The 25000-nt window shown below is 64.1% G+C and carries 24 protein-coding genes; 12 read left to right on the top strand and 12 right to left on the bottom strand.

The features are described 5' to 3' along the window. Positions 1-269 precede the first annotated feature (269 nt). The 4 genes from FBY30_RS17160 to FBY30_RS17145 all read left to right on the top strand — a co-directional run bounded on the left by FBY30_RS17160 (position 270) and on the right by FBY30_RS17145 (position 2547). Complete coding sequence (locus FBY30_RS17160) at positions 270-1043, top strand: glycosyl hydrolase (protein WP_160141489.1); 774 nt, start codon at positions 270-272, stop codon at positions 1041-1043. An 80-nt stretch (positions 1044-1123) separates the two neighbouring features. After that, complete coding sequence (locus FBY30_RS17155; protein ID WP_142133802.1) at positions 1124-1702, top strand: hypothetical protein; 579 nt, start codon at positions 1124-1126, stop codon at positions 1700-1702. 54 nt (positions 1703-1756) lie between these two features. After that, the gene (locus FBY30_RS17150) at positions 1757-2158 is read left to right on the top strand and encodes a DUF3054 domain-containing protein (protein WP_142133801.1); all 402 of its coding nucleotides are present in this window, start codon (positions 1757-1759) and stop codon (positions 2156-2158) included. A gap of 107 nt (positions 2159-2265) precedes the next feature. Further along, positions 2266-2547: an Lrp/AsnC family transcriptional regulator gene (locus FBY30_RS17145; RefSeq protein WP_142133800.1), complete on the top strand. Its 282-nt coding sequence runs from the start codon at positions 2266-2268 to the stop codon at positions 2545-2547. A 13-nt stretch (positions 2548-2560) separates the two neighbouring features. Here the strand turns inward: FBY30_RS17145 and trpD are convergent, their stop codons facing one another. Continuing rightward, positions 2561-3616, bottom strand: a complete 1056-nt coding sequence (trpD, locus tag FBY30_RS17140) for an anthranilate phosphoribosyltransferase (protein ID WP_142133799.1) — start codon at positions 3614-3616, stop codon at positions 2561-2563. A gap of 112 nt (positions 3617-3728) precedes the next feature. Here trpD and ctaE point away from each other — a divergent pair, with 112 nt between their 5' ends. The 4 genes from ctaE (at position 3729) to qcrB (ending at position 8095) form a co-directional block, all read left to right on the top strand. Continuing rightward, positions 3729-4403 (top strand): aa3-type cytochrome oxidase subunit III, encoded by a 675-nt coding sequence (gene ctaE, locus FBY30_RS17135; RefSeq protein ID WP_307426876.1) that lies wholly within the window; start codon positions 3729-3731, stop codon positions 4401-4403. Between the two features lie 86 nt (positions 4404-4489). Next, positions 4490-5278: a cytochrome bc1 complex diheme cytochrome c subunit gene (gene qcrC / locus FBY30_RS17130; protein WP_142133798.1), complete on the top strand. Its 789-nt coding sequence runs from the start codon at positions 4490-4492 to the stop codon at positions 5276-5278. A 98-nt stretch (positions 5279-5376) separates the two neighbouring features. Then, on the top strand, positions 5377-6447 hold the full coding sequence (gene qcrA / locus FBY30_RS17125) for a cytochrome bc1 complex Rieske iron-sulfur subunit (RefSeq protein WP_142133797.1): 1071 nt from the start codon (positions 5377-5379) through the stop codon (positions 6445-6447). Beyond that, positions 6425-8095 carry a cytochrome bc1 complex cytochrome b subunit gene (gene qcrB / locus FBY30_RS17120; RefSeq protein ID WP_142133796.1) on the top strand — a complete coding sequence of 557 codons (1671 nt, stop codon included), beginning with the start codon at positions 6425-6427 and terminating at the stop codon, positions 8093-8095. Before qcrA ends, qcrB begins: the two co-directional genes overlap by 23 nt. Before the next feature lie 110 nt (positions 8096-8205). Here qcrB and FBY30_RS17115 read toward each other — a convergent pair whose 3' ends face one another. Beyond that, the gene (locus FBY30_RS17115; protein WP_142133795.1) at positions 8206-8976 is read right to left on the bottom strand and encodes a GntR family transcriptional regulator; all 771 of its coding nucleotides are present in this window, start codon (positions 8974-8976) and stop codon (positions 8206-8208) included. A gap of 162 nt (positions 8977-9138) precedes the next feature. Here FBY30_RS17115 and FBY30_RS17110 point away from each other — a divergent pair, with 162 nt between their 5' ends. Further along, positions 9139-9432, top strand: a complete 294-nt coding sequence (locus FBY30_RS17110) for an HPr family phosphocarrier protein (RefSeq protein ID WP_142133794.1) — start codon at positions 9139-9141, stop codon at positions 9430-9432. 75 nt (positions 9433-9507) lie between these two features. Here FBY30_RS17110 and FBY30_RS17105 read toward each other — a convergent pair whose 3' ends face one another. The 5 genes from FBY30_RS17105 to FBY30_RS17085 all read right to left on the bottom strand — a co-directional run bounded on the left by FBY30_RS17105 (position 9508) and on the right by FBY30_RS17085 (position 14731). Further along, positions 9508-9909 (bottom strand): cytochrome c oxidase subunit 4, encoded by a 402-nt coding sequence (locus FBY30_RS17105; RefSeq protein WP_142133793.1) that lies wholly within the window; start codon positions 9907-9909, stop codon positions 9508-9510. Further along, positions 9906-11633 (bottom strand): aa3-type cytochrome oxidase subunit I, encoded by a 1728-nt coding sequence (ctaD, locus tag FBY30_RS17100; RefSeq protein ID WP_142133792.1) that lies wholly within the window; start codon positions 11631-11633, stop codon positions 9906-9908. The genes FBY30_RS17105 and ctaD overlap by 4 nt, the downstream gene beginning before the upstream one ends. A gap of 10 nt (positions 11634-11643) precedes the next feature. Beyond that, on the bottom strand, positions 11644-12516 hold the full coding sequence (gene ctaC / locus FBY30_RS17095; RefSeq protein WP_142133791.1) for an aa3-type cytochrome oxidase subunit II: 873 nt from the start codon (positions 12514-12516) through the stop codon (positions 11644-11646). A 188-nt stretch (positions 12517-12704) separates the two neighbouring features. After that, positions 12705-13091: a HesB/IscA family protein gene (locus FBY30_RS17090; protein WP_043456239.1), complete on the bottom strand. Its 387-nt coding sequence runs from the start codon at positions 13089-13091 to the stop codon at positions 12705-12707. 185 nt (positions 13092-13276) lie between these two features. Beyond that, on the bottom strand, positions 13277-14731 hold the full coding sequence (locus tag FBY30_RS17085) for a dipeptidase (protein ID WP_142133790.1): 1455 nt from the start codon (positions 14729-14731) through the stop codon (positions 13277-13279). Between the two features lie 91 nt (positions 14732-14822). Here FBY30_RS17085 and FBY30_RS17080 point away from each other — a divergent pair, with 91 nt between their 5' ends. Further along, positions 14823-15425 carry a DUF3043 domain-containing protein gene (locus tag FBY30_RS17080; RefSeq protein WP_142133789.1) on the top strand — a complete coding sequence of 201 codons (603 nt, stop codon included), beginning with the start codon at positions 14823-14825 and terminating at the stop codon, positions 15423-15425. 103 nt (positions 15426-15528) lie between these two features. Here the strand turns inward: FBY30_RS17080 and FBY30_RS17075 are convergent, their stop codons facing one another. Continuing rightward, positions 15529-16599, bottom strand: coding sequence for a quinone-dependent dihydroorotate dehydrogenase (locus FBY30_RS17075; protein ID WP_142133788.1), 1071 nt, complete (start codon positions 16597-16599; stop codon positions 15529-15531). A 95-nt stretch (positions 16600-16694) separates the two neighbouring features. Here FBY30_RS17075 and FBY30_RS17070 point away from each other — a divergent pair, with 95 nt between their 5' ends. Next, a complete protein-coding gene (locus tag FBY30_RS17070) occupies positions 16695-17654 on the top strand; it encodes an alpha/beta hydrolase (protein WP_142133787.1) in 960 nt (319 codons plus the stop codon). Positions 17655-17656: 2 nt separating this feature from the next. On the opposite strand, the gene FBY30_RS17065 is transcribed toward FBY30_RS17070, so the two are convergent. The 3 genes from FBY30_RS17065 to leuA form a co-directional block, all read right to left on the bottom strand. Further along, positions 17657-18520 (bottom strand): isoprenyl transferase, encoded by an 864-nt coding sequence (locus FBY30_RS17065; protein WP_142133786.1) that lies wholly within the window; start codon positions 18518-18520, stop codon positions 17657-17659. 2 nt (positions 18521-18522) lie between these two features. Then, complete coding sequence (recO, locus tag FBY30_RS17060; protein WP_142133785.1) at positions 18523-19275, bottom strand: DNA repair protein RecO; 753 nt, start codon at positions 19273-19275, stop codon at positions 18523-18525. Positions 19276-19359: 84 nt separating this feature from the next. Continuing rightward, on the bottom strand, positions 19360-21099 hold the full coding sequence (leuA, locus tag FBY30_RS17055) for a 2-isopropylmalate synthase (RefSeq protein ID WP_142133784.1): 1740 nt from the start codon (positions 21097-21099) through the stop codon (positions 19360-19362). Positions 21100-21352: 253 nt separating this feature from the next. Here leuA and FBY30_RS17050 point away from each other — a divergent pair, with 253 nt between their 5' ends. Further along, positions 21353-23305, top strand: a complete 1953-nt coding sequence (locus FBY30_RS17050; protein ID WP_142133783.1) for a M13 family metallopeptidase — start codon at positions 21353-21355, stop codon at positions 23303-23305. 82 nt (positions 23306-23387) lie between these two features. Here the strand turns inward: FBY30_RS17050 and FBY30_RS17045 are convergent, their stop codons facing one another. Next, positions 23388-24980 (bottom strand): LCP family protein, encoded by a 1593-nt coding sequence (locus tag FBY30_RS17045; RefSeq protein ID WP_142133782.1) that lies wholly within the window; start codon positions 24978-24980, stop codon positions 23388-23390. Between the last annotated feature and the right edge of the window lie 20 nt (positions 24981-25000).

Raw genomic sequence — 25000 nt, 5'->3', positions numbered from 1 at the left:
CGGTCCTTCTTTGCGCCACCCTGACCTTCGCCGGCTGCAGCGGTGGGCCGACGGAGGGGGCAGGGCCGGGCAGCGGAATCACGCCGGCAAACACGAACCCTGGATGGTTCGGAGGGTACCTCGACGTCTCACTCCCCCAAGGTCCCGAACTGGCAAACGGCGCTGGAGGAAGGACTACGACCGTGCTTGCCTTCATTACTGCAGACCCGGCAGAGCCGTGCACTCCGACTTGGGGTGGAACGCTGGGCCTGGAAGAGGCGGGGACAAATTTGCAGCTCGACGCAAAGATCCGGAACTTCCGTGCCGAAGGCAACGACGTCGCCGCCTCCTTCGGCGGCCAGCGCGGGCAGGAATTGGCCGCAGGGTGCCAGGACGTCGGTGCTCTTGCAGATGCCTACCAAGCTGTTATCGCCCGGTACTCCCTGGACGTTGTGGATCTGGACGTGGAGGGACAGGCAGCCGGCTCCGGAAAGGCCAGGCTCAGGGCACAGGCTTTCGCCAAGCTCCAGGCGGACAGGCCACCGGGACATCCCCTTCGGGTCTGGCTCACGTTGCCTGTCACAAGGGACGGACTCGACAGCGCCGGAAAGAACAGCGTGGAGGCTATGCTCACTGCCGGAGTTGATTTGGCCGGAGTCAACATCATGACGATGAATTTCGGCCAGCTCCGGAACGGCGAAAGCATCCTCACGGCCTCGGAGCTTGCCGCGGAGGCCACTTATCGGGACCTGGAGGAGTTGTACTCCAATGCCGGCATGCCCAAAGAAGCCGGGAAGATGTGGAGGAACATCGGGCTCACTCCCATGATTGGAGAGAACGATACCGAGGCCAATGTGTTCACGCTGCAGGATGCCGCCGGAATGAACAGCTTCGCCCGCGACCGGAACCTGGGCCGCATTTCCTTTTGGTCCCTCACCAGGGACGCGACGTGTCATGCAGGGGTGGAGGAAGACCAGCGGCCGTCCAGTTCCTGCAGCGGCATCGACCAGGACGCCGGCGACTTCGCCAGGATCCTCAGCAATGGCTTTACGGGTAACAGTTGATCATGATGCCGCGGGCGGGGAACAACCCGGGAAACCAGGTCTCAAGGGGTAACGGGAACGGGCGGCTGGGAAGGCTTCCATTGGCCGCGGCAGCTGCCTGCTGCATTGCGCTCGCGGCCAGCGCATGCACGGACAGCCCTTCCCATGGCGGGGACGAGTCAATCAGGACGGATGTCTTCGTCACCGCCTACACTTGGTTCGACAACACGCCTCCCGGATCCACGGTGATCAGCCATCCTGTGCTCCACAAAGAAGCCGGGGGAACCGGGACGTACACCGATCCGGTGACCATCGCCGTCGGGCATTCACGGAAAACCGGCCAGGATGTCCTGGACATTCCGTCCGGCACCCGGATTTACCTGCCGGACGTCCGCCGCTACTTCATCGTGGAGGACACATGCGGTGACGGACCCAAACCGGAGGAAGGCCCCTGCCACACAGGTGCCGAAAAATACGGGGATGCAACGCTCTGGATCGACATGTGGATCGGCGGCAAGGGTGAATCACAGTCCTTTGTGCGCAACTGTGCGCGAAAGGCCACGGGAGTGGGTACCGCCATCTTCAACCCGAAGGACAACTACCAGGTGGCTTCCGGCCACGGCGTCATCCACGACGGCACCTGCGACACGGGCTACGGACAGAAAGCCTCTGCCAAGTGACCTCCGCTACGGGGCGCGGGAATACTCCCAGGAGCGGCGGCTAAGCTCGATTCCATGAGTTCGTTGAAAACGAAGCCGGCAAAGACAGCTCCCGCAAAAGTAGTCCTGGCGGCGGCAGCAGCTGACATCGTGTTGATTCTCGCGTTCGCCGCGATAGGCCGGGACGCCCACCACCGCGAGGAGCCCGTCCTGGGGGTTCTCCTGACCGCGTGGCCCTTCCTGGCCGGTGCCGCGCTGGGGTGGATCGCCGCGCGGGCGTGGCGCACTCCCCTGTCCGTCCTCCGCGCGGGAGTTCCCGCCTGGCTGGGCAGCGTGGTCGCGGGAATGCTGCTCAGGGCGCTGACCGGCCAGACAGTTGTGCTGCCCTTCATCATCGTGGCCACCATTGCCTTGGCCGTCTTCCTGCTTGGCTACCGCCTCCTGGTCGCCGGAGTTGCGCGGTTCCGCAGCAAGTAAGGGCGGCGGGCCGACCGCCGGGGAAACAACTGCCCTTGTAATAGGCTGGCAGCAGACAAAACACGTGCCGGGCCCAGCTGCGGCGAAACTGATTAAAGGGGTGCAAAGTGGTTACCGCATTTGTTCTGATCAAGACTGACGCCGCCCGGATTCCCGAGACGGCTGAGGAGATCTCTGCCATCGACGGCATCAGCGAGGTCTACTCCGTCACCGGGGAATGGGACCTGATCGCGGTCGCGAGGGTACGCCGGCACGAGGACCTGGCCGATGTCATCGCCGACAAGCTCTCCAAAGTTCCCGCCGTGGTGCACACCACCACCCACATCGCGTTCAGGGCATACTCACAGCACGACCTCGACGCCGCCTTTTCCTTGGGCTTCGAGCAGTAAGCCGACCGCCCGGCTAGGCGCGGGACAAGGACACCCAGCGGTCCAGGACCGCGCCCGCAGCACCTGAGTCGATGGATTGGGCCGCCCGGGCGAACGCCTTCCGCATGCGTTCAAGGAACGGTCCTTCAGCTTCAAGGTCGAAAGCGACCAGGCCGGCCGCGGCGTTAACCAAAACCGCGTCCCGGGCCGGTCCCTCCTTGCCGGCGAGCACATCCCTGACCACACCCGCGTTGGCCGCCGCATCCCCGCCCCGCAACTGGTCGACGGTGGCCAGATTGATGCCGAGGTCCTGGGGCGAGAAGTGCAGTTCAGTGACGGCGCCGTTGCGGATCTCCCAAACAGTGGACGGGCCGGTGGTGGTGAGCTCGTCCAGGCCGTCGTTTCCGCGGAACACCAGGCCCCTGCTCCCCCGGCGCGCCAGGACACCGGCCACGAGCGGTGCCATCCGGGCATTGGCGACGCCGACGGCCGACGCCTGCACATTGGCAGGGTTGGTGAGCGGCCCCAGGAAGTTGAAGGCCGTGGGGATGGCCAGCTCGCGGCGGGGCACGGCGGTGTGGCGGAACGACGGATGGAACACCTGCGCAAAGCAGAACGTGATGCCTGCCTCTTCGGCGTTTCGGGCCACCTGCCCGATGGACAGGTCGAGACGGACGCCGAGCGCTTCGAGCACGTCAGCGGACCCCGACGACGACGATGCGGCGCGGTTGCCATGCTTCACCACCTTTGCCCCGGCCCCGGCAGCGACGAGGGCGGCCATAGTGGAGATGTTGATGGTGTTAAGTTGGTCACCACCGGTCCCGACGATGTCCAGCTTTTCACCGGAGATTGCCACCGGGTTGGCGTGGGCGAGCATCGCTTCCACCAGGCCGGAGAGCTCGTCAACCGTTTCACCCTTGGCGCTCAGGGCCACGAGGAACCCGGCAATCTGGGCCGGTGTACCCTCGCCGGACATGATGGTGTCCATGGCCCAGGAGGTGTTCTCCGCCGAAAGGTCGGTGCCCTTGATCAGTGCGGAGATCAACCGGGGCCAGGTGTTGCCGGACGCTGTGGATGCCAGTGAAGTCACCTGTTGATGCTATCGAGCGATGGCAGGCACTGACCAATGTGAACGGTGCGGGGAACTTTTCCCGGCAATTTCGCGTCTTTGTAGAAAAAGTCCCCGGAAAAGGCGGTTTGCGTTGGGCAGCGCGGACTTTTACAGACATAATGTCTATGTGACATCTGCGACCCATGCCCCCAGTACCCCGGCGCACCCCACGCTGAACCGCCCAAATATGGTTTCTGTCGGAACCGTTGTGTGGCTGTCCAGCGAGTTGATGTTCTTCGCCGGTCTCTTCGCCATGTACTTCACGCTGCGCTCCACGAGCGGACAGATGTGGGCGGAAGAGACAGCCAAGCTCAACTTCCCCTTTGCGCTCGTCAACACGATCGTCCTCGTGGCCAGTTCCTTCACTTGCCAGATGGGCGTCTTCGCCGCAGAGCGGCTGCAGCCACGGCGCACCGGCGGTGCCCTGCAGTTCGCCCGCTGGGGAATGAACGAATGGTTCACCCTGACGTTCCTCATGGGCGCGTTCTTCGTTGCAGGCCAGACCACCGAATACGCCATGCTGGTCTCCGAACACGTCTCGCTCTCCTCCAATGCCTATGGCTCAGCGTTCTACATGACCACCGGCTTCCACGGCCTGCACGTCATCGGCGGCCTGATTGCCTTCCTGCTCATCATGGGCCGGTCCTTCGCTGCGAAGAAGTTCGGACATTTCGAAGCAACGTCCGCGATCGTCACCTCTTACTACTGGCACTTCGTTGACGTCGTCTGGATCGGCCTCTTCCTGGTCATCTACGTTCTCAAGTAGCCAGCTTTGATTCTTTTTCTACAAGAGGCAGAATTTCAGGTAGCGGCTCCCGGAGCCGGCGCAGGATCGAATAAAGGAACCACCACGTGAAGGCACTCTCACAAAAGCGGCGTCACCCACTTGCAGCAATAGCGCTGCTTCTGATGGGGCTCCTCATTACGGGTGGGCTGTACGCCGTGGCAACCTCCATGAATGAGGCCAAGGCGAGCACCACCACCGCAAGCGCAAGCGACACCGAAGAGGGCGGCAAGCTGTTCGCCGCAAACTGCGCTACCTGCCACGGCATGGGCGCCAGCGGATCCAAGGACGGCCCTTCATTGGTAGGTGTCGGTGCTGCAGCTGTTGACTTCCAGGTGGGTACCGGCCGCATGCCGATGCAGATGAACGGTCCCCAGGCCATGAAGAAGCCCGTCCAGTTCAACGACCAGCAGATCCACCAGCTTTCAGCCTATGTCGCTTCCCTGGGAGCCGGCCCGGCAATTCCTTCGGAGGACCTGACAAACGGTGGCGGCGATGCAGCCGCCGGTGGCGAGCTCTTCCGCACCAACTGCGCCATGTGCCACAACGCTGCCGCGGCAGGCGGTGCGCTGACCCAGGGTAAGTTCGCTCCCGCCCTGGCAGATGTCAGCGGCAAGCACATCTACGAGGCCATGGCCACGGGCCCGCAGAACATGCCGGTGTTCAACGACGCCAACATCTCGCCTGAAGGCAAGAAGGACATCATCACCTTCCTGAAGCAGATCGAAACCACCGGTTCGCCGGGCGGCGCAAACCTGGGCTCCCTTGGCCCGGTCGCTGAAGGCCTGTTCGTCTGGGTTGCCGGCCTCGGTGTCATCATCGCCTTCACCATTTGGCTGACTTCCAGGACGTCCTGACGTTCCGCAGGAAGAACAAACTTCTGCTGCCCAGTCAGCAGCTTGATATTAGAAACTAACCCGGCAACAGCCGGGACGAGAGAAGGATGAGGCGAATTATGGGCAACCATAGTGACGGCAGTCCGAACCACTCGGGCACCGTAGCTACGGCTGGTCAGAATGAGGTGGAGAGGTTCCAGGATCCTGGAATTCCCCCGCATCGTTTGCGCCTGGCTGACACGGACCCGAAGGCCGCAAAGCGGGCAGAACGGCAGGTCGCCTTACTGTTTGGCATTTCTGTTGTTGGAACCCTGATCTTCCTGGTGGCGTACTTCGCCATCGATCTGGGCAACGATTCCAGCATTGCCACTATCCGGCTCCAGAATGCCCTGCTCGGCGTAGGCACTGCCTTCGCCATGCTGGGTATCGGTACCGGCATCGTGCACTGGGCCAAGGCCCTTATGCCCGATCACGAGGTCTCCGAGGAACGCCACGCGATCCGTTACGAGGAGGACCGCCAGGCAGCTGTCCGCATCGTTGACGACATCGTGGAAGAGACCGGCATCAAGCGCCGTCCGCTGATCCGCAACACCCTCCTGGGTGCCGTTGCGCTGGCTCCGCTTCCGGCTGTCGCCATCTTCGGTGACCTGGGACCCCGGCCTGACGACAAGCTCGCACACACCATGTGGGCGCCCCAGGACGGAAAGCTGAAGCGCCTCACCCGCGACCCCGATGGAACCCCCATCAAGGCCGCGGACGTTACCATCGGTTCCGCCTTCCACGTAATCCCCGAAGGCCTGAACGAGTTGCAGGAAGGCAAGCTCAACGAGAAGGCCAAGGCCGTTGTGCTCCTCATGCGCCTCGATCCTGCGTCGCTTAACCCTTCCAAGGGCCGCGAAAACTGGGGTTACAACGGCATCGTTGCCTACTCGAAGATCTGCACCCACGTTGGTTGCCCCGTTGCTCTGTACGAGCAGCAGACGCACCACCTGCTGTGCCCGTGCCACCAGTCCACCTTTGACCTCACTCAGGAGTGCAAGGTGATCTTCGGCCCCGCCAGCCGTCCTCTCCCCCAGCTGCCCATCGCAGTTGATGACGAGGGCTACCTCGTCGCTACCAGCGACTTCCATGAACCCGTAGGACCAAGTTACTGGGAGCGTGATGAGCATGAGCGCAACATCAACAGCTGAACCCGCTTTCGTCGCCAAGACCAAGACAGGCCGGTTTACCGACTTTGTTGATTCGCGTGTCGGCGGCTCTGGAATCCTCCGCGAATTCGGCCGTAAGGTCTTCCCCGACCACTGGTCATTCATGTTCGGCGAAGTGGCACTGTACTCCTTCGTCATCCTGTTGCTGTCGGGCACCTTCCTGACGTTCTTCTTCGATCCGTCCATGGCGGAGACGCACTATGACGGCGGCTATGTTCCCCTCAAGGGAGTGGAAATGTCGGTGGCGTACAGCTCGTCGCTGAACATCTCCTTCGACATCCGCGGCGGCCTCTTCATGCGCCAGGTTCACCACTGGGCAGCTCTGCTGTTCGTGGCGTCCATCGCGGTCCACATGCTCAGGGTCTTCTTCACTGGCGCGTTCCGGCGTCCGCGCGAAATGAACTGGGTAGTGGGCAGTGTCCTGCTGATCCTGGCCATGGCAGCTGGATTCACCGGCTACTCCCTCCCCGACGACCTGCTCTCCGGCAACGGCCTGCGCATCATCGACGGTGTCATCAAGTCGATCCCGGTTATCGGAACGTACATCTCGTTCTTCCTGTTCGGCGGGGAGTTCCCGGGAACGGCCATCATCAGCCGGCTGTACATGCTGCACATCCTGCTGGTGCCTGCGCTGATCCTGCTGATGATCGTCCTGCACCTGTTCATGGTCGTCGTCCACAAGCACACGCAGTACCCCGGCCCGGGCCGCAACGACAACAACGTTGTCGGCTACCCCCTCGGACCTGTGTACGCAGCCAAAGCCGGTGGATTCTTCTTCATCGTCTTCGGTGTGATCGCCCTGATGGCGGCGTTCTTCACCATCAACCCGATCTGGAACTACGGCCCCTACGACCCCTCACCCGTGTCGGCAGGTACCCAGCCTGACTGGTACATCGGCTTCGTTGACGGCGCCCTCCGCCTGATGCCGGGTAACCCGTACGGTTGGCATGTCGAACAGGTCTGGTTCGGCCACGTATTCACGTTCAACGTTCTCCTGCCCGCCCTGGTGCCGGCCGGCATCCTGTTCACGGTGATGTTCACCTACCCGTGGATCGAACGGTGGATCACCAAGGATGACCGTGAGCACCACGTGCTGGACCGTCCCCGCAACGCCCCGACCCGTACGGCTATCGGTGTAGCAGGTTTCATCTGGTACTGCGTCATGTGGGCGGCTGCAGGTTCCGACCTCATCGCCACGCACTTCCACGTGTCGCTGAACGATGTCACCTACTGGCTCCGCGCACTGTTCTTCATCGGCCCCATCATCGGCTTCATCGTCGCCAAGCGCGTTGCCCTCGCACTGCAGCGCAAGGACCGCGAGATCGCCCTGCATGGCCGGGAGACCGGCCGCATCGTCCGGCTTCCGCACGGTGAGTTCATCGAGGTCCACGCCCCGCTGGATGAGTACAAGCGCTACAAGCTGGTTGGTTTCGAATCGCCCCAGGTTATTCCGGCCATTCCTAACGAGCACGGCGTAGTCACCAGCAAGGAAAAGCGCCGCGCGTTCCTCTCGCGGTGGTTCTTCGAGGACCGCGTAGCACCTGCAACGCCTGCCGAGCTGGAGGCAGCCCATGGCCACGGCCACGAGGCTGTTGAAGCGGCAGAGGGAAGCAAGAGCCTGACGCACTAGCATTCAAAGCTCACGGGAAAGGCCCGATCCGGAATGGATCGGGCCTTTCCCGTTTAACGCGCAGCTGAACGGGGCTCCAGCCCCATTCACTGGCGCCGCATACAGCGTGCCTAGTGGTTGCGGGCCCTCCGTGCCCCGGGGCGCTGGAGAGGCACCCAGAGCTTGTACCTGTCCGCGCGGTAGTACGAGACCGAGTAGTCCACCATGGCCCGTGCCACGAACGCATGGCGCTGGATCTTCAATAGGGGCGCCCCCACTTCGACGTTGAGCAGCCTGGCCGTGGAGGGCGATGCTGCCGTAGCTTCGATCATGTCCTCCCCCCACTCCATGACCAGGCCGAACTGCTCGCTGAGGACGTTGTACAGCGAGGTGGGCGGCTCGCCGTCGAGCAAGCCGGGGACCCGGTGGGCCGGGATGAAGTTTTCGTCCACGCTCATCGGCTCCCCATCAGCCAGGAGGAGCCGGCGGAACCGGACCAGCGGGGTGCCCTCGTCAAGCTGCAGCTCGCGTGCAAGGAAGGCGCTGGCGCCGATCTGTTCGAAACTCAATACCTTGGCAGCCGGTACCATGCCGCGGCGCTGCATCTCTTCGCTGTAGGACGTCAGCTTCACCTGCAGGTCCAGTTTGGGCCGGCGGACGAATGTCCCCAGGCCCACCACGCGCTCAATGACTTCCTCCCCCACCAGCGCATCGATGGCCTGCCGTACGGTCATCCTCGCCAGCCCAAAACGTTCGGCAAGGTCACGTTCCGATGGAAGAGCCGAGCCCGGCGGGCAGGACTGCGCGATATAGGACCGCAGGATCTCGCGAAGTTGCACGTAGATGGCGGTTCCGCTGCCGCGGTCTATCTCCCCCACTATCGCGGTGGCGCCAGCTGCCATGATCTATCTCCTGCCGTTGGATTTGGACTCAATTTTAGGCCGGGCTAGACCACCTGCTGTACCACTTTGCTCCTTGTCGCGGACAGCGCCGGCCGCCGGATATATTTGGTCAGGGAATTTTGCCAACAGACGGATGGGGCCGTCTTTGACGTAGGAGACGCTTTGCCAATACAGAAGGCCGTGGTGGCTGCGCCTGTGGGCCTGCATGCACGTTCCGCCGCGGTATTCGTCCGTGCGGTGACCGACACCGGGCTGCCGGTGACTATCAGCAAGGCGGGCGCCGGCAAGGTGGATGCGCGGTCCCTGCTTCAGGTGATGACTGCTGACTTTCCCCAGGGCTGCGAGGTTGAACTGGCGGTCAGCGAGACAATGCTGGACGGCGATTTGAGCCGGCGAAAGGCCGAGGAAGCCCTCCGGGAGCTCAGGGAGCTGTTGGAGTCCCAGGGAAGCGCCTAAGGCGCTTTAGGCAAGGAATAACGACGTCGGGCCCCACCAAAAGGTGGGGCCCGACGTCGTTATTCTTTTGCTTGCCTAGTGCGCGTGGTCGCCGCGGCTGTATTCGTAGACCCAGCCTACGAGGGCCACGACGGCGATGCCGCCGGCAATCGCGATGATCCACGGGCCAAGTGCCAGGCCAGCGAAGCCGGTTGCGCAGGCGATGCCCAGAACCAGGGGCCACCAGCTCCACGGGCTGAAGTGCCCCTGCTCGCCGGCGCCTTCGTGGATCTCAGCGTCGCTGCGGTCCTCGGGACGTAGGCCTACACGGCGGCCAGTAAACCCGAGGTAGGCGCCGATCATCCCGGCAAGCCCGCCGACGAGGAGGATGCCCAGGATGCCGACCCACTCCCCCCAGCTGGTCAGGAAACCATAGATGATCGAGATGGGAAGGAAGAAGAAAACTCCGGAGCCAAAGATCCAGGATTCAATTTTCACTGTGCGGTGTCCTTCTGGTCGGCGTTGCCGAGCACCCCAGCTGCGGGAGCCGGCGACTCAACGGTGTGGACCTGGCGCAGTTCCGGGTGGTGCAGGTCCAGGGCGGGACGCTCCGAACGGATCCGGGGCAGGGACGTGAAGTTGTGGCGCGGCGGCGGGCAGGACGTGGCCCACTCCAGCGAAGCACCAAAGCCCCACGGATCATCAACCTGGACCTTTTCAGCGCTGCGCCAGGTGATGTAGACGTTCCAGAAGAACGGGATCAGGGATGCACCGAGCACGAACGATGCGATGGTGGAGAACTGGTTCATCCACGTGAAGTTGTCCTCCACGAGGTAGTCGGCGTAGCGGCGGGGCATACCCTCGACGCCCAGCCAGTGCTGGATCAGGAAGGTGCCGTGGAACCCGAGGAACAGGAGCCAGAAGTGGATCTTGCCCAGGCGCTCGTTGAGCATCTTGCCGGTCCACTTGGGCCACCAGAAGTAGAACCCTGCGAACATGGCGAACACGACGGTACCGAACACCACGTAGTGGAAGTGCGCCACCACGAAATAGGAGTCCGAGACGTGGAAGTCCAGCGGCGGGGACGCCAGGATGATGCCGGTCAGGCCGCCGAAGAGGAACGTGATCATGAAGCCGATGCTCCACAGCATGGGTGTCTCGAAGGTCAGCGAGCCGCGCCACATGGTGCCGATCCAGTTGAAGAACTTCACGCCGGTGGGCACCGCGATGAGCATGGTCATGAACGAGAAGAACGGCAGCAGGACGGCGCCGGTGACGTACATGTGGTGCGCCCACACCGTCACCGACAGGGCGGCAATGGCGATCGTGGCGTAGACCAGACCCTTGTAACCGAAGATCGGCTTGCGGCTGAAGACCGGGAAGATCTCCGAGACGATGCCGAAGAACGGCAGCGCGATGATGTACACCTCGGGGTGGCCAAAGAACCAGAACAGGTGCTGCCAGAGGACAGCCCCACCGTTTTCGGGGTCAAAGATGTGGGCACCGAACTTGCGGTCCGCACCCAGCGCGAACAGTGCGGCGGCCAGCGGCGGGAACGCCATAAGCACCAGGATGGCGGTGATCAGGGTGTTCCACGTGAAGATGGGCATCCGCCACATGGTCATGCCCGGGGCACGCATGCAGATGATGGTGGTGATGAAGTTGACCGCACCCAGGATGGTGCCGAAGCCGGACAGTGCCAGGCCGAACACCCACAGGTCACCGCCGATGCCCGGGGTGAACGTGGTGTTGGACAGCGGCGCGTAGGCGAACCAGCCGAAGGACGCAGCACCCTGCGGGGTAATGAAGCCGGACACTGCAATGGTGGAGCCGAACAGGAAGAACCAGAATGCCAGCGCGTTCAGTCGCGGGAACGCAACGTCAGGCGCGCCGATCTGCAGCGGCATGATCACGTTGGCGAATCCGGCGAACAGCGGGGTGGCGAACATCAGCAGCATGACCGTGCCGTGCATGGTGAACAGCTGGTTGTACTGCTCTTTGGTCTGCAGGATCTGCATGCCGGGCTCGAACAGCTCGGCCCGGATCAGCAGCGCCATGACACCGCCGAGGCAGAAGAACACGAAGGACGAGATCAGGTACATGTACCCGATGGTCTTGTGGTCAGTGGAGGTGATCCAGTTGACGACGATGCGCCCCTTGGATTTGGGTACCACGGGAGCCGGCAGGACTCCCGCAGGTGCGGATTGGGTGTACGTAGCCACGTCGCTCCCCTTACTTGGTTTCGTTCAGGTTCGGGTTGCGGTCGTACTCCACGCCGAGCAGGCCGGTGTTGCCGTCAGCCTTGAGCTGATCCATGTGGGCCTGGAATTCAGATTCCGACACCACCTTTACGCGGAACAGCATTTCGGAATGGTACTCGCCGCAGAGTTCGGCACACTTACCGTCGTAGGTGCCCTCTTTAGTGGGGGTGAACCGGATGTAGTTGGTCTTGCCCGGGATCATGTCGCGCTTCTGCAGGAAGGCGGGAACCCAGAAGGAGTGGATGACGTCGCGGGCGTTGAGTTCAAGGTCAACGGACTTGTTGACCGGCAAGTACAGGGTGGGAAGCTGTTCCTTGTCGATGGTGTTGCCCGTGAGGTGCGCCTGGACGCCTGCCTCGTGGAGGTCTTCCTTGATGACATCGCCGGACTTGTAGTTGAAGTCCCAGGCCCACTGCTTGCCGCGGACGTCCACTACGACGTCGGCCGGCTGGGAGCGGTCATCGATGGCCTGCTGGTCGCGGTCGGTGAAGTAGAAGAACACCAGGACCATGAAGATCGGGATGGTCAGGTAGAAGACCTCGAGGGGGAGGTTGAAGCTGGTCTGCCGGGGGAAGCCTACGGTTCCCTTGCGGCGGCGGTAGGCAACCAGGCACCAGATGATCAGGCCCCATGTAATGGTGCCCACCACGAGCGCAGCAATCCATGAGTTGACCCAGAGGTCCATGATGCGGTCGGTGTTGCTGGTGGTGCCACGTTCAGTGGGCATCCACCCTTTCTCTACCTCTGGCGAACATCCGGTCAAAACCAACGCGCCGGCAATTGCCAAGCTTGAGATCGTGGTGATCGTTTTGCGTCGGCTGCCGGTTCGGTTCTGCGAACTCACAGACGGCCCTTCCTACTTGTTGCTGTTGTCCGGGCAGCCAGAAAGGCGCTCCGGGCACAAAAAAAGTTTTACTACTCGGTGTAGAGCTTACCGCTCCGCCGGGCGTTTCGCCCACATGTCCGCGCCGAGCCCCCGTGCCGTTTTGGACGGCAGGGAACCCGGCGCGGACATCAGGCGAAATAACCGGCTTAGTGGAATGAATCACCGCAGGCGCAGGAGCCTCCGGCGTTCGGGTTGTCGATGGTGAAACCCTGCTTCGAGATGGTGTCTTCGAAGTCGATGCTGGCGCCGCTCAGGTACGGGACGCTCATCTTGTCGACGACGACTTCGACGCCGTCGAAATCGCGCACGGCGTCACCATCAAGGAGCCGTTCGTCGAAGTAGAGCTGGTAAATCAACCCTGAGCATCCACCGGGCTGCACTGCCACGCGCAGGCGCAGGTCCGTCCGGCCTTCCTGCTCAAGGAGGCTGCGTACCTTGCCGGCGGCGACGTCGGTCAGGTTGACCTCGTGAACGGGCAGTTCGTCGCTGGCCACGGTGGTGGCGGTGCTGGTTTCGTTGGTTGAGGTGCTCATTGGCCTACCTTCTTAGGACGGTCTGGCGGCACCGCCGAAACGGCGCCTGCCCCTACAAATACGGTATGGGCTATAGCTACATGCTACGCGCGGCAATCCTGTAGCTCTAACTCCTGGCGTAACCGTCAAAGCACTCAAGTTGTTCCCTGGGAGCAGACCCGCCTGCGCCGCTTGGTCCCGGGTGGCTAGTGCCCGCCTCCCAGGCCCTCGCTGTCCAGCCGGGCCAGCATCAGGGCCTCGGCAAGAATGGCGTTGCGGAAGTCGCCGATGTGCAGGGACTCGTTGGCACTGTGCGCCCTCGAATCGGGGTCCTCCACACCCGTAACCAGGATCTGGGCGGCGGGATAAAGCTCCGTCAGGTCCGCGATGAACGGGATCGAACCGCCGATCCCGGTTTCCACGGCGGGAACTCCCCACGCCTCCCCCAGGGCCCACGTGGCCACGGAGGCAGCTGCGGAGGAGGTGTCCGTCCGGAACGGGTTGCCGGCTTCGCCCGGGGTGAAGACAACCTTGGCCCCGAACGGCGCGTTGGCCTCAACGTGCCGGCGGACTGCTTCCATGGCTTCCGCCGGAACCTGGCCCGGCGCCAGCCGCAGGCTGAACTTGGCCCGGGCGCGCGGAAGGAGGGTGTTGGAGGCCACGTCCACGGCGGGGGCATCGAAGCCGATGATTGACAGTGCCGGCTTGGTCCACAGCCGTGAGGCGATGCTTCCGGATCCCGCCAGGCGGACCCCGTCAAGCACGGACGCGTCGGCCCGGTAGTCCGCCTCCGGCATCTCCACCGCAGCCGTGTCGCTGGCCACCAGGCCCTCGATGGCCACGTTTCCGTCGTCGTCGTGAAGCGTGGCGATCAGTCGCGACAGCAGTGTGGGCGCGTCCAGGACCGGCCCTCCGTACATGCCGGAGTGCACGGCGTGATCCAGGACCTGTACTTCAATGGTGCCGTCCACGAGGCCCCGCAGGCTGGTGGTAAGGGCAGGGACGCCAACTTTCCAATTGCTGGAGTCGGCAACCACGATGACGTCGGCCCGCAGCAGTTCGCGGTTGGCCTCCAGGAATGAACGGAACGTCGGAGACCCCGCTTCTTCCTCGCCCTCGATGAAGAACGTCACGCCCAGTCCCAGGGATTCGGCAAGGACCTCGGAAACGGCCGTGAAAGCAGCAATGTGGGTCATGATGCCGGCTTTGTCATCGGCAGCACCCCGCCCGTAGAGTCGGCCTTCCTTATCAACGGCGATGAACGGCTCAGTCTCCCACAAGGACTCATCGCCCACTGGCTGGACGTCGTGATGGGCGTACAGCAGGACGGTCGGCTTTCCTTCCGCGGCAGGGCGGCGGGCGACGACGGCCGGGCCGCCGGGCGTGCCGTCCGCTTTGTTCACCGACAGGACCTGGACCTCACCAAGGCCAGCGTTCCGGAGGAGTTCAGCGACGGCTTCCGCGCTGCGCTCCAGCGGTGTGCGATCGAAGCTGGGCCATGCAATTCCTGGGATGGCAACAAGCTCCTTGAGCCGTGCCAGCGTCCGGTCGAAGGAACGGTCAACGGCAGAACGGAGATCGTCCGTACGCACGTTGCCGGCGGCGCCGGCTTCCGGGATGTCTGTGGTGCTGCGCGGGGTGGCCGCGGATGATGAGGTCATGGCCAAAACATTACCCCCGTCACGTTTGCCCCCGGCCACGGCAGGCATGGGGGCAGCCGGCAGGCGCACTGCTGCAAGGTATTCTGGTCAGGTGTTCGGACGTAGAAAAGAAGCGCCCTCGGCGCAGCAAACAATAGACCAGCAGGCAGCGGAAGCGGCGGCGCGGCAGAACAGTGCGGTGGGCAAGGGCGCCCCTACCCCCACCCGGAAGGCCCAGGAGGCTGCCCGCAAACGCCCGCTGGTCCCCGAGGACCGCAAGGCGTCCAAGGCCGCCGAACGCCAGGCCGTCCAGGACCAGCGGCTGAAGATGCGCCGGGCTCTGGACACCGGTGACGAAAAGTTCCTGCCGCTCCGGGACAAAGGCCCGCAGAAGCGGTTTGCCCGGGACTTCGTGGACGCGCGGTTCAACCTTGGCGAGTACTTGATGTTCGGCGCGCTGGTCTTCGTGCTGGTGTCCCTGGTGGTCCCGGCCTCCAGCGACATGATGATCTACGTCCTGGGCGCATTCTGGGTGATGTTCCTGGCTGTCTTCGTGGACGTTTTCATCCTTTCCCGGAAGCTCCGCAAGCGGCTCACGGAAAAGTTCGGCTCGGTGGAGGGCGGTACTGTCTGGTACGGCTCCATGCGCTCCCTGCAGTTCCGCAAGCTGCGATTGCCCAAGCCCCAGGTCCAGCGCGGGCAGTACCCCGCCTGAGCGGGCCCCGACGTCAAAAAACGAAAACCCGGCGGAATGACCGCCGGGTTTTCGTTTTAAGGGCCCGTTTCCATGGGAGGAAAGTTTAACGACCACCCCAATTTCAGGAGCGGCGGTTCTTTGCCAGTTGCCTGTTGATCCGTGCCGCCCAGAACGGACCTTCATAAAGGAACGCCGTATAACCCTGCACCAGGGTTGCGCCGGCGTCGAGCCTTTCCTGTACGTCCTGGGCCGACTCCACGCCGCCCACCGCCACCAGCGTTAACGAATCGCCGGTGGCCTTTTTGAGCCGCTTGAGCACGTCGAGGGACCGCGCTTTCAAAGGGGCTCCGGACAGGCCGCCGGCACCGCACCTGGCCACCTGGTCTGTTGGCGAGGCCAGTCCCGTGCGGGCGATGGTGGTGTTGGTGGCGATGATGCCGTCCAGTTTCAGGTCCAGGGCGAGCCGCGCAACGTCGTCGATGTCCTCGTCGCTGAGGTCCGGGGCGATCTTCACCAGCAGGGGCACGTGCCGCCCGGCGGCCCGGTCAGCTTCCTGTCCCACTGCCGTCAGGAGAGGGCGGAGGGTTTCCACGTCCTGAAGCAACCGCAGTCCCGGAGTATTGGGGGAACTGACATTCACCACCAGATAGTCCGCGGCAGGTGCCAGGCTGCGGGCGCTCACCAGGTAGTCGTCCACGGCGTCTGCCAGCTCCACCACTTTGGTCTTCCCAATGTTGACACCGATGACCGGGCGCACCGCCGGGTACCGGCGCTGAAGCGCGGCGCGCGCCGCCTTCAGCCGGGGAGCAACGGCCGTGGCGCCGTCGTTATTGAAACCCATCCGGTTGATGACCGCACGATCCTCCACCAGACGGAACAGACGTGGCTTTTCATTGCCCGGCTGGGCCTGGCCGGTGATGGTGCCGACTTCCACATGGCCAAACCCAAGTTCCGTTAAGGCCTCGATGCCGAGCCCTTCCTTGTCAAAGCCGGCAGCCAGCCCGAAGGGCGAAGGAAATGTAACCCCAAAGGCAGTGGTTTGGAGGGACGGTGCCGGCGCCGTCAGCTTCTGCAGGAGCTTCCCGGCGCCTGACGCATGCGCGAGCCGGATGCCTTTGAATCCGATCTTGTGGGCGCGCTCGGCGTCCATCCATGAAAAGGCCAGCTTGAAGAAAGTGGGGTAAACGCGCATGCCTCCAGTTTCCCGTTTCCGGGGGCCGCATACCAAAACGAAGAAGCAGCCCGAGCGGAACGGACGCACCCGCCGGGCCGGTCTAGCATGAGGTCATGCAGTGGCAGCAGGACATCCTGGGCGGGGACTTTGAGTCCCATTCCTTTGTGGCCACCGGACCTGATGGTGTGGAGCGGACCGCAACCCTGGTGCGGCTGCGGCCCGGCCCGGACAGGGCCGCTGCCGACGGCCGCCGCGGTGCCGTGCTGTTCCTGCACGGCTGGAGCGACTACTTCTTCAATGTGGACCTGGCACGGTTCTGGGCTGGGGCGGGATACGACTTCTACGCCCTGGACATGCACAACCACGGCCGCAGCCTGCGCCCGGAATCACCTGGTGGGTATGTGGCAGACCTCGCGGCATATGACGCCGAGATTGAGGAAGCGCGGCGCATCATCCGCACCGAAGGCGCCCCCGGCCCCCTGGCGTTGATGGGCCATTCCACCGGCGGACTGGTGGCAGCCCTCTGGACAAGCCGCCATCCGGGGGATGTGTCGCTGTTGGTCCTCAACAGTCCATGGCTGGAGATGCACGGCAGCTCGCTCGTGCGTCGGGCTGCGGCCGGAATGGTGCGCCCGGTGGCCCGTCTCCGGCCCCAAACAGTCCTGCGCCTGCCCGAACGCGGCCATTACTGGCGCACCATCAGCAGCGCTGCCGACGGCGAGTGGCCGCTTGACGAGCGCTACCGGCCGAGGATGGCGTTCCCGGTGCGGGCAGGGTGGCTAAGGGCGGTATTGGCGGGGCATGCGCGGGTGGCGCGCGGCCTGGGAATCGAAGCGCCGATCCTGGTCCTGCTCTCCAAGGGGAGCGCCAACGGGCTGCTCTGGTCCGAGGAAATGCGCCGCACCGATGCTGTCCTGGACGTCAATACCATCAGCGCCCGCGCGCTGACCCTGGGCCGCACGGTGACCCTTGAGCGGATTGACGGCGCGCTGCACGACGTCTTCCTCTCCCCCGAGCCAATCCGGTCCGATGCCTACTCCAGGCTGGCCCGTTGGCTCCGCGCGTATGGGTGAAGCTACTCCGCCCGGAGCCCTGCCGGGGAATCGACCCGGGCATCCGTGGGAGCAGCAGCGGCATCCACGGCACCCCCGTACCGGCGGTCCCGCCGGGCATATTCCTCGACGGCGGCCCACAGGGTCCGCCTGTCCACGTCCGGCCACAGCGTGTCCATGAACACGAACTCAGCGTAGGCGGACTGCCAGAGGAGGAAGTTGGACAGCCTCTGCTCACCGGAGCTGCGCAGGAAGAGATCCACATCCGGCAGGTCAGGCTCATCGAGGTACTTTTGGATGGTCCGCTCCGTGATGGCACTGGGCTTCAGCTTCCCCGCCGCGACGTCGGCAGCAATGGCGGAAACTGCATCGGTGATTTCGGCCCGGCCGCCGTAATTAACACACATGGTCAAATTGCAGGTGGTGTTGCCGGCCGTGAACTCCTCGGCCTCTTCCAGCTCCCGGATCACCGAACCCCAGAGCTTGGGGCGCCGCCCGGCCCAGCGGACCCGCACTCCCCAGTCATCGAGCTGGTTCCGCTGCCGTCGAAGCACATCCTTGTTAAATCCCATCAGGAAGCGGACTTCCTCAGGCGACCTGCGCCAGTTCTCCGTGGAAAAGGCGTACACGCTGACGTACTCAATACCCAACTCGATGGCTCCGGCGATGACGTCAAGCAGCGCAGGCTCCCCCGCCTTATGCCCCTCGATCCGCGGCAGGCCCCGCTGGTTGGCCCACCGTCCGTTGCCATCCATCACGATGGCCACGTGGCGCGGAATGAACTCAGCTGGAATGGAGGGAGCCACCGCACCGGACGGGTGCGGGTAGGGAGCCACCACGGGATGGGTCCGCCTGCGGGCTGCGTTGTTCTTTTTTCCCAGGGCCACTGTCAGCTACGCTCCACATGTTTGAGGGATTTCAATACTCGTTCCAGATGCCACTGCAGGTACGCGGCCACCAGCCCCGCCGCCTCCTTGCGGTGCTGCAACTCGGAAGCGTCCGCCGTCCTCCAGTCCCCCGTCAGCAGCGCCGCCAGCAGGACCACGGTCTCCGGTGCAGGGGCCGGGGACCCCGGCGGCCTGCACTGGGGGCAAACCATTCCGCCCAGGGGCGCGGAAAACGCCGTATGCGGGCCGGGCATGCCGCAGCGCGCGCAGTCGGTGAAGCTGGGCGCCCACCCGCCGGTAGCCAGCGCGCGCAGCAGGTAGGAGTCCAGGATGAGGCCGGCGGCATGCTCGTCCCGGCTCAGCGCGGCGAGGGCCCCCACCAGCAGGTTGTACTGCGCGGTGCCGGCCTCGCCATCCACATCCGTGAGTTTCTCCGCCGTCTCGGTCATCGCTGCGGCAACCGTGTACCTGCCGTAGTCCGCGGCGATGCTTCCACCGTAGGCGCCTTTGGCGACGGCCTGGGTAACGATGTCCAGCGTGCGGCCGGACACCAGTTGGAGGTCCGCCACCATGAAGGGTTCAAGCCGGGCCCCGAAACGGCTGCTGGTGCGGCGCACGCCCTTGGCGACAGCGCGGACCTGCCCATGGTGCTTGGTCAGGAGGGTAATGATTCTGTCCGCCTCGCCCAGCTTGTGGGTGCGGAGCACCACGGCGTCGTCCCGGTACGCCCGGGAGGCGAAAGACTGTTGGGGCACGCTCTATCTTCCCATCCTGCACAGCATCATGCTGCCAAGGGGTGCTGGCGCCGCCGGTTGGGGCGGCGCCACCAGCTACAGGTATCAGGCCTGGGCGTCCCGGATGGCCCGGTTGACTGCCGAAATGACGGCCTTGAGGGAGGACATGCTGGTGTTGGCATCGATCCCGACGCCCCACAGGACCCGCTCCCCCACGGCGCACTCAACGTAGGCGGCGGCCATAGCGTTGCCGCCCTCGGACAGCGCGTGCTCGCTGTAGTCCAGTACCCGGACGTCCACACCGTCCTCGTGCAGGATGTTCAGCAGGGCCGCGATGGGACCGTTGCCGGTGCCGGTGCGGCTCACTTGGGCACCATCAATGGCGAGGGACGCGTGCAGCGTCATGCCGCCGTCGGCGTCCGTTTCCGTCTTGACCCCGCCCAGGGAGTAGCGCCCCCACTGTCCGTCAGCCTGCCCGGACGGCAGGTATTCGTCCTGGAAGATCTGCCAGAGCTGCGCGCCGCTGACCTCCCCGCCGACGGTGTCGGTGCGGCGCTGAATGACGCCGGAGAACTCGATCTGTGCACGGCGCGGCAGGTCCAGGCTGTGTTCATTCTTCAGCAGGTAGGCCACGCCGCCCTTGCCGGACTGCGAGTTCACGCGGATCACGGCTTCGTAGCTGCGGCCCAGGTCCTTGGGGTCGACGGGCAGGTAAGGCACCTGCCAGGTGAAATCGTCCACGGACTTGCCGGCTGCTGCGGCGTCGCGTTCAAGGGCTTCAAAGCCCTTCTTGATGGCGTCCTGGTGGGAGCCGGAGAAGGCGGTGAACACCAGGTCTCCGCCGTACGGTGAACGCTCCGGAACCGGCAGCTGGTTGCAGTACTCCACCGTGCGGCGGACGTCGTCGATGTTGGAGAAGTCGATCATGGGATCGATGCCCTGGACGAACAGGTTCAGGCCCAGGGTCACCAGGTCCACGTTGCCGGTGCGTTCGCCGTTGCCGAAGAGGCAGCCTTCGATGCGGTCGGCACCGGCCATGTAGCCCAGTTCGGCCGCCGCAACACCGGTGCCGCGGTCATTGTGGGGGTGCAGCGACAGGATGATGCCTTCACGCGGGTGCAGGTGCCGGCTCATCCACTCGATGGAGTCGGCGTAGACGTTGGGCGTGGCCATCTCCACGGTGGCGGGCAGGTTGATGATCACCTGGCGGTCCGCGGACGCTTCGAAGACGTCGGCGACGGCGTTGCACACCCGCACCGCGTACTCCAGTTCCGTGCCTGTGAAGGACTCGGGCGAGTACTCATAGGTCACGTGGGTGTCCGCGAGGGTTTCCTCGTACTTCTTGCACAGCCGGGCGCCCTGGAGGGCAATATCCAGGATGCCGTCCTCGTCCTGGTTGAAGACCACCCGCCGCTGCAGCACCGAGGTGGAGTTGTAGAGGTGGACAATGGCTTGCTTGGCGCCCACCAGGGACTCGTAGGTCCGTTCGATCAGGTGTTCCCGCGCCTGCGTCAGGACCTGGATGGTGACGTCATCCGGGATGTGGTTGCCCTCGATGAGCTGGCGGACAAAATCGAAGTCCGTCTGGGAGGCAGACGGGAAGCCAACCTCGATCTCCTTGTAACCCATGCGGACCAGCAGGTCGAACATCTTCATCTTGCGGGCCGGGCTCATGGGGTCGATCAGGGCCTGGTTGCCGTCGCGCAGGTCCACTGCGCACCAGCGCGGAGCCTTGGTGATGACCTTGTCCGGCCAGGTGCGGTCCGGGAGTTCAACCTTGATCTGGTCCTGGAACGGGGTGTACCGGTGGGCAGGCATTCCTGAGGGCTTCTGTGCGTTTCGCATGACGTTCGTGGCCTTTTCTATCGATCTTCAGTGAAAGGGTGGCCGGGCAACACAAACTCCGCAGCGAGGGTGGGCCGTGCGCTAGATAGCGTCTGTGGCCTCGCCGCGGCAGCTAAGGAGAAGGAGCTCTGCACGCACTCTTTGAGGGTAACACGGGTGCGTAAGATGAAAGGGCACTACCGTCCGTAAAGTCCAGCATGCAGACGCCTCGGGTGTTCCGCCCGGCAGCGGCGTCCCAGCAAAAGGAGTTGCAGTGCCCATTTCGGGGATCGATCTGTCCACCATTGATCACACAGTCCGGCCGCAGGATGACCTGTACCAGCACGTCAACGGCGCCTGGCTGAAAGCAACCGAGATTCCCGACGACCGGCCCCTTGAGGGAACCTTCACCGCGCTCCGCGACGGATCGGAGATCGCGGTCCGCGACATTATTGAGGAAGCTGCTGCCAAGGGGGCGGACGCCACCGGGATCGAGCGGAAGATCGGCGGCCTTTACAACAGCTTCATGGATGAGGCAGCTGTTGAAGCCAAGGGCATGGAGCCCATCCGCGGGCGGCTGGCCGAGGTCTTCGCCACCGGCTCGGTGCCGGACCTCATCGCGCTGGCGGGCCGGTTGTTCCGCGCTGACGTGGGCGGGTTGTTCTACATCTACCCTGCCCCCGACGCCGGCAACCCGGACAGGGTCCTGCTGTACACCGGACAGGGCGGCCTGGGCCTGCCTGACGAGTCGTACTACCGTGAGGAGAAGTTCGCTCCCATCGTCTCCGCCTACACCGCGCACGTGGAGAAGATGTTCGAACTCGCCGGAGTGGCCGATTCCCAGGGCGCAGCCGGCCGGGTTGTCCAACTGGAGACAAAGCTCGCATCCCACCACTGGGACAATGTCACCCTGCGTGATCCGCAGAAGACCTACAACCTGAAAACGGCCGAAGAAGCCAGCGAACTGTTCCCGCTCCTGGGCACCTGGTTCGATGCTGCCGGAATCGACGCCGACAAGCGCGCTGAAATCGTCGTCAGCACCCCTGACTTCTTTACCGGCGCCGCTGGACTCCTGGACGAGGTCCCCGTGGAAACCTGGCAGGAGTGGCTGGCCATGCGGGTCATCAGCGGGGCCGCTCCCTACTTGTCCTCAGCCTTCGTGGACGCCAACTTCGCCTTCTACGGCACCACCATCAGCGGCACGCCCCGCAACAAGGACCGGTGGAAGCGGGGCGTCGCCGTCGTCGAAGCCGCCCTGGGTGAAGCCGTCGGGCAGATTTACGTGGCACGCCACTTCCCCGAGACCCACAAGGCGCGGATGCAGACCCTGGTGGCGAACCTCATTGAGGCCTACCGACGCAGCATCACCGGGGTGGGCTGGATGGGCGAGGAAACCAAGGCCGAGGCCCTGCGCAAGCTGGAGGCATTCCGGGCCAAGATCGGCTACCCGGACAAGTGGATTGACTACTCCGCCGTGGAGATCGACCCCACCGACCTCCTCGGCAACGTTGAACGGGCGCATAACGCCGACGTCGACCGGCACCTGGATGAGGTGGGCAAGCCAGTGGACCGGACCAAGTGGCTGATGACGCCGCAGACGGTCAACGCCTATTACCACCCGATGATGAATGAGATTGTGTTCCCGGCCGCCATCCTGCAGCCGCCGTTCTTTACCGCCGACGCCGACGACGCGGTCAACTACGGCGGCATCGGCGCCGTCATCGGGCACGAGATCGGCCACGGCTTTGACGACCAGGGCTCGCAGTTCGACGGCGACGGAGCCCTGCGCAACTGGTGGACGGACCAGGACCGCCAGGCGTTCGAGGCCTTGACGGCGCGGCTCGTGGCCCAGTATGACGCCCTGTCCCCCACCGCCGCGCCGGGCCACCACGTTAACGGCCGGCTCACGCTCGGTGAGAACATCGGCGATCTGGCAGGCCTGACCATTGCCTTCAAGGCGTACCAGATCAGCCTCGACGGCAAGGAACCGGAAGTCCTGGACGGACTGACCGGGCAGCAGCGCTTCTTCGCGTCCTGGGCGGCGGGATGGCGCCAGGTGATCCGGCAGGAAGAGGCCATCCGCCGGCTTGCCACCGATCCCCACTCCCCCAATGAGTTCCGGACAAACGCGATCGCGAAGAACCTGGACTCCTTCCACGACGCGTTCGAGGTCACCGAGGACGACGGAATGTGGATGCCGGCCGCCGAGCGCGTCAGCATCTGGTAGCCAGATAAAAGTTGGGCCCCGCCTGTACAGGCGGGGCCCAAGCTTTTGCCGGCGGACTGACACTGTCGCCGTGGAACTGGTGCTACCGCACGATCAGCTCAGGGTTGGCCTGCTGACAGACTTTGTCTCCTGCAGTCTGGTTGACGATGTCCTGCGGCAAGGCAGGTGCAGTGCCACCGCCGGCTCCTGCTCCGTAAGTGGTGCCGCTGGTGAAATCGCTGCCGACGTAGACTTGCACGCCCGATACCCCCGGGGCAGGAATCATGAGGGTGGCCGGAATCCCCAGGAGCGCGGCGACGTCGGCCGCGACGTCGGCGAAGCCGTTGCCGTAGTACACGGCTGTCTTGGCCACGGGCTGGGCGAGGAACTGGCCGGTCTGCGTGAAGCCGCCGGCCACCAACGCCTGGACGATCTCCTGCGCGCGGCCGCTGACGCCGCTTCCGTTGGCGACCGTGACGGGCTGGATGGCCTTGTTATAGGGCGGCACCGGCGGAGCCGTCTCGGTCGGCGCCGGAGACGGTGACGCCGTCTCGGTGGGCGACGGCGAAGGAGGCGCAGTGGGATCGGTGAGGTCCACGTTCTTCCGCAGCGCCGAGAACAGCTGTGCACCCGCAGGCTCCGCGATAACGAGCCGGTTGGGATCAACGGGCGCCGGCGTGGTGGGCACCGCCACAAAGGCCACCTTGCTGATGTCGATGTCCTTGAGCCGGGTGCCGATGGTCAGCAGGGTGGGCACGGAAGCAAGCCCGTCATCAACGGTCAGATTCTGGGTCACGACGTCGGCGATCTTCAGCATTTTCGCAGGGTCCGACAGCGTTCCTTCATCCTTGATCTTGCGGGTCAGCGAGGACAGGAAGCCCTGCTGCGCCTTGATCCGCCCCAGGTCGCCGCCGTCGGCAAAAGCGTGGCGGGTCCGGAGGAACGCAAGCGCCATTTCACCCTGCACCGACGATGTTCCTGCGGGCAGCCGCAGCCGGGAATCGGGGTCGTAAACGGCGTCGCTGATGCAGACGTCGACTCCGCCCACTGCATTGGACAGTTCCTTCACGGCATTGAAATCGGCCATCATGAAGTGGTCCACCTGCATGCCGGTGAGCTTGTTGACCGTGTCCACAGCGCAGCCGATGCCGGCCTCGCTCATGGCCTCGTTGATCATCACACCGGTGCGGGCAGGATAATCCTTGCCGGATTTCTTGTCCTTGCAGTCGGGGATGTCCACCAGCAGGTCACGCGGGAAGCTGATGACGTTGACGCGCTTGTTGTCCTCGGAGATGTCCATCAGCATCATCACGTCCGACTTGCCGTAGCCGGTGGAATCGTCGGTGGTTCCGTACTCCGAGTTCTTCCCGTCGCGGGTATCCGAGCCGAGAATCAGGATCTGCAAGCGGCCGGTGGCATCGTTCCCGGCAGCCTCGGTGTTCTCCCCGCCGGCGTTCAGCGGCGCCTTGGAGATGTTGTTCTGGAGCCGGAAAAACCAGAACCCGCCGAAAGCGATAGCGGCCACGAGGACCAGTGCCACCACGCCAGTGACGGCCTTCAGCCATAACGGCATCCCGCGCAGGGGGCCTAGGTGGCGGGCAGCACCAACGGCACCGCCGTTTGCGTGGCGGGATACCGGTCCCGTCCCGGCTGACAGGTCAGCCTCGTTGTCGCGTCCATCGCGGCCTCGATCCACCTGGTGAACCTTCCTCTAAG

It is taken from the genome of Arthrobacter sp. SLBN-83 (assembly GCF_006715285.1).
Taxonomy (GTDB): Bacteria; Actinomycetota; Actinomycetes; order Actinomycetales; family Micrococcaceae; genus Arthrobacter.
The sequence above is the reverse complement of the archived record's forward strand: the minus strand, read 5'-3'. Positions and strand labels throughout refer to the sequence as shown.

Coding starts and splice junctions, on each gene's coding strand:
- FBY30_RS17085 (WP_142133790.1), bottom strand. CDS start 14,731: ATGACCTCATCATCCGCGGCCACCCCGCGCAGCACCACAGACATCCCG.
- FBY30_RS17075 (WP_142133788.1), bottom strand. CDS start 16,599: ATGCGCGTTTACCCCACTTTCTTCAAGCTGGCCTTTTCATGGATGGAC.
- FBY30_RS17070 (WP_142133787.1), top strand. CDS start 16,695: ATGCAGTGGCAGCAGGACATCCTGGGCGGGGACTTTGAGTCCCATTCC.
- FBY30_RS17150 (WP_142133801.1), top strand. CDS start 1,757: ATGAGTTCGTTGAAAACGAAGCCGGCAAAGACAGCTCCCGCAAAAGTA.
- qcrB (WP_142133796.1), top strand. CDS start 6,425: ATGAGCGCAACATCAACAGCTGAACCCGCTTTCGTCGCCAAGACCAAG.
- FBY30_RS17115 (WP_142133795.1), bottom strand. CDS start 8,976: ATGGCAGCTGGCGCCACCGCGATAGTGGGGGAGATAGACCGCGGCAGC.
- leuA (WP_142133784.1), bottom strand. CDS start 21,099: ATGCGAAACGCACAGAAGCCCTCAGGAATGCCTGCCCACCGGTACACC.
- qcrA (WP_142133797.1), top strand. CDS start 5,377: ATGGGCAACCATAGTGACGGCAGTCCGAACCACTCGGGCACCGTAGCT.
- FBY30_RS17090 (WP_043456239.1), bottom strand. CDS start 13,091: ATGAGCACCTCAACCAACGAAACCAGCACCGCCACCACCGTGGCCAGC.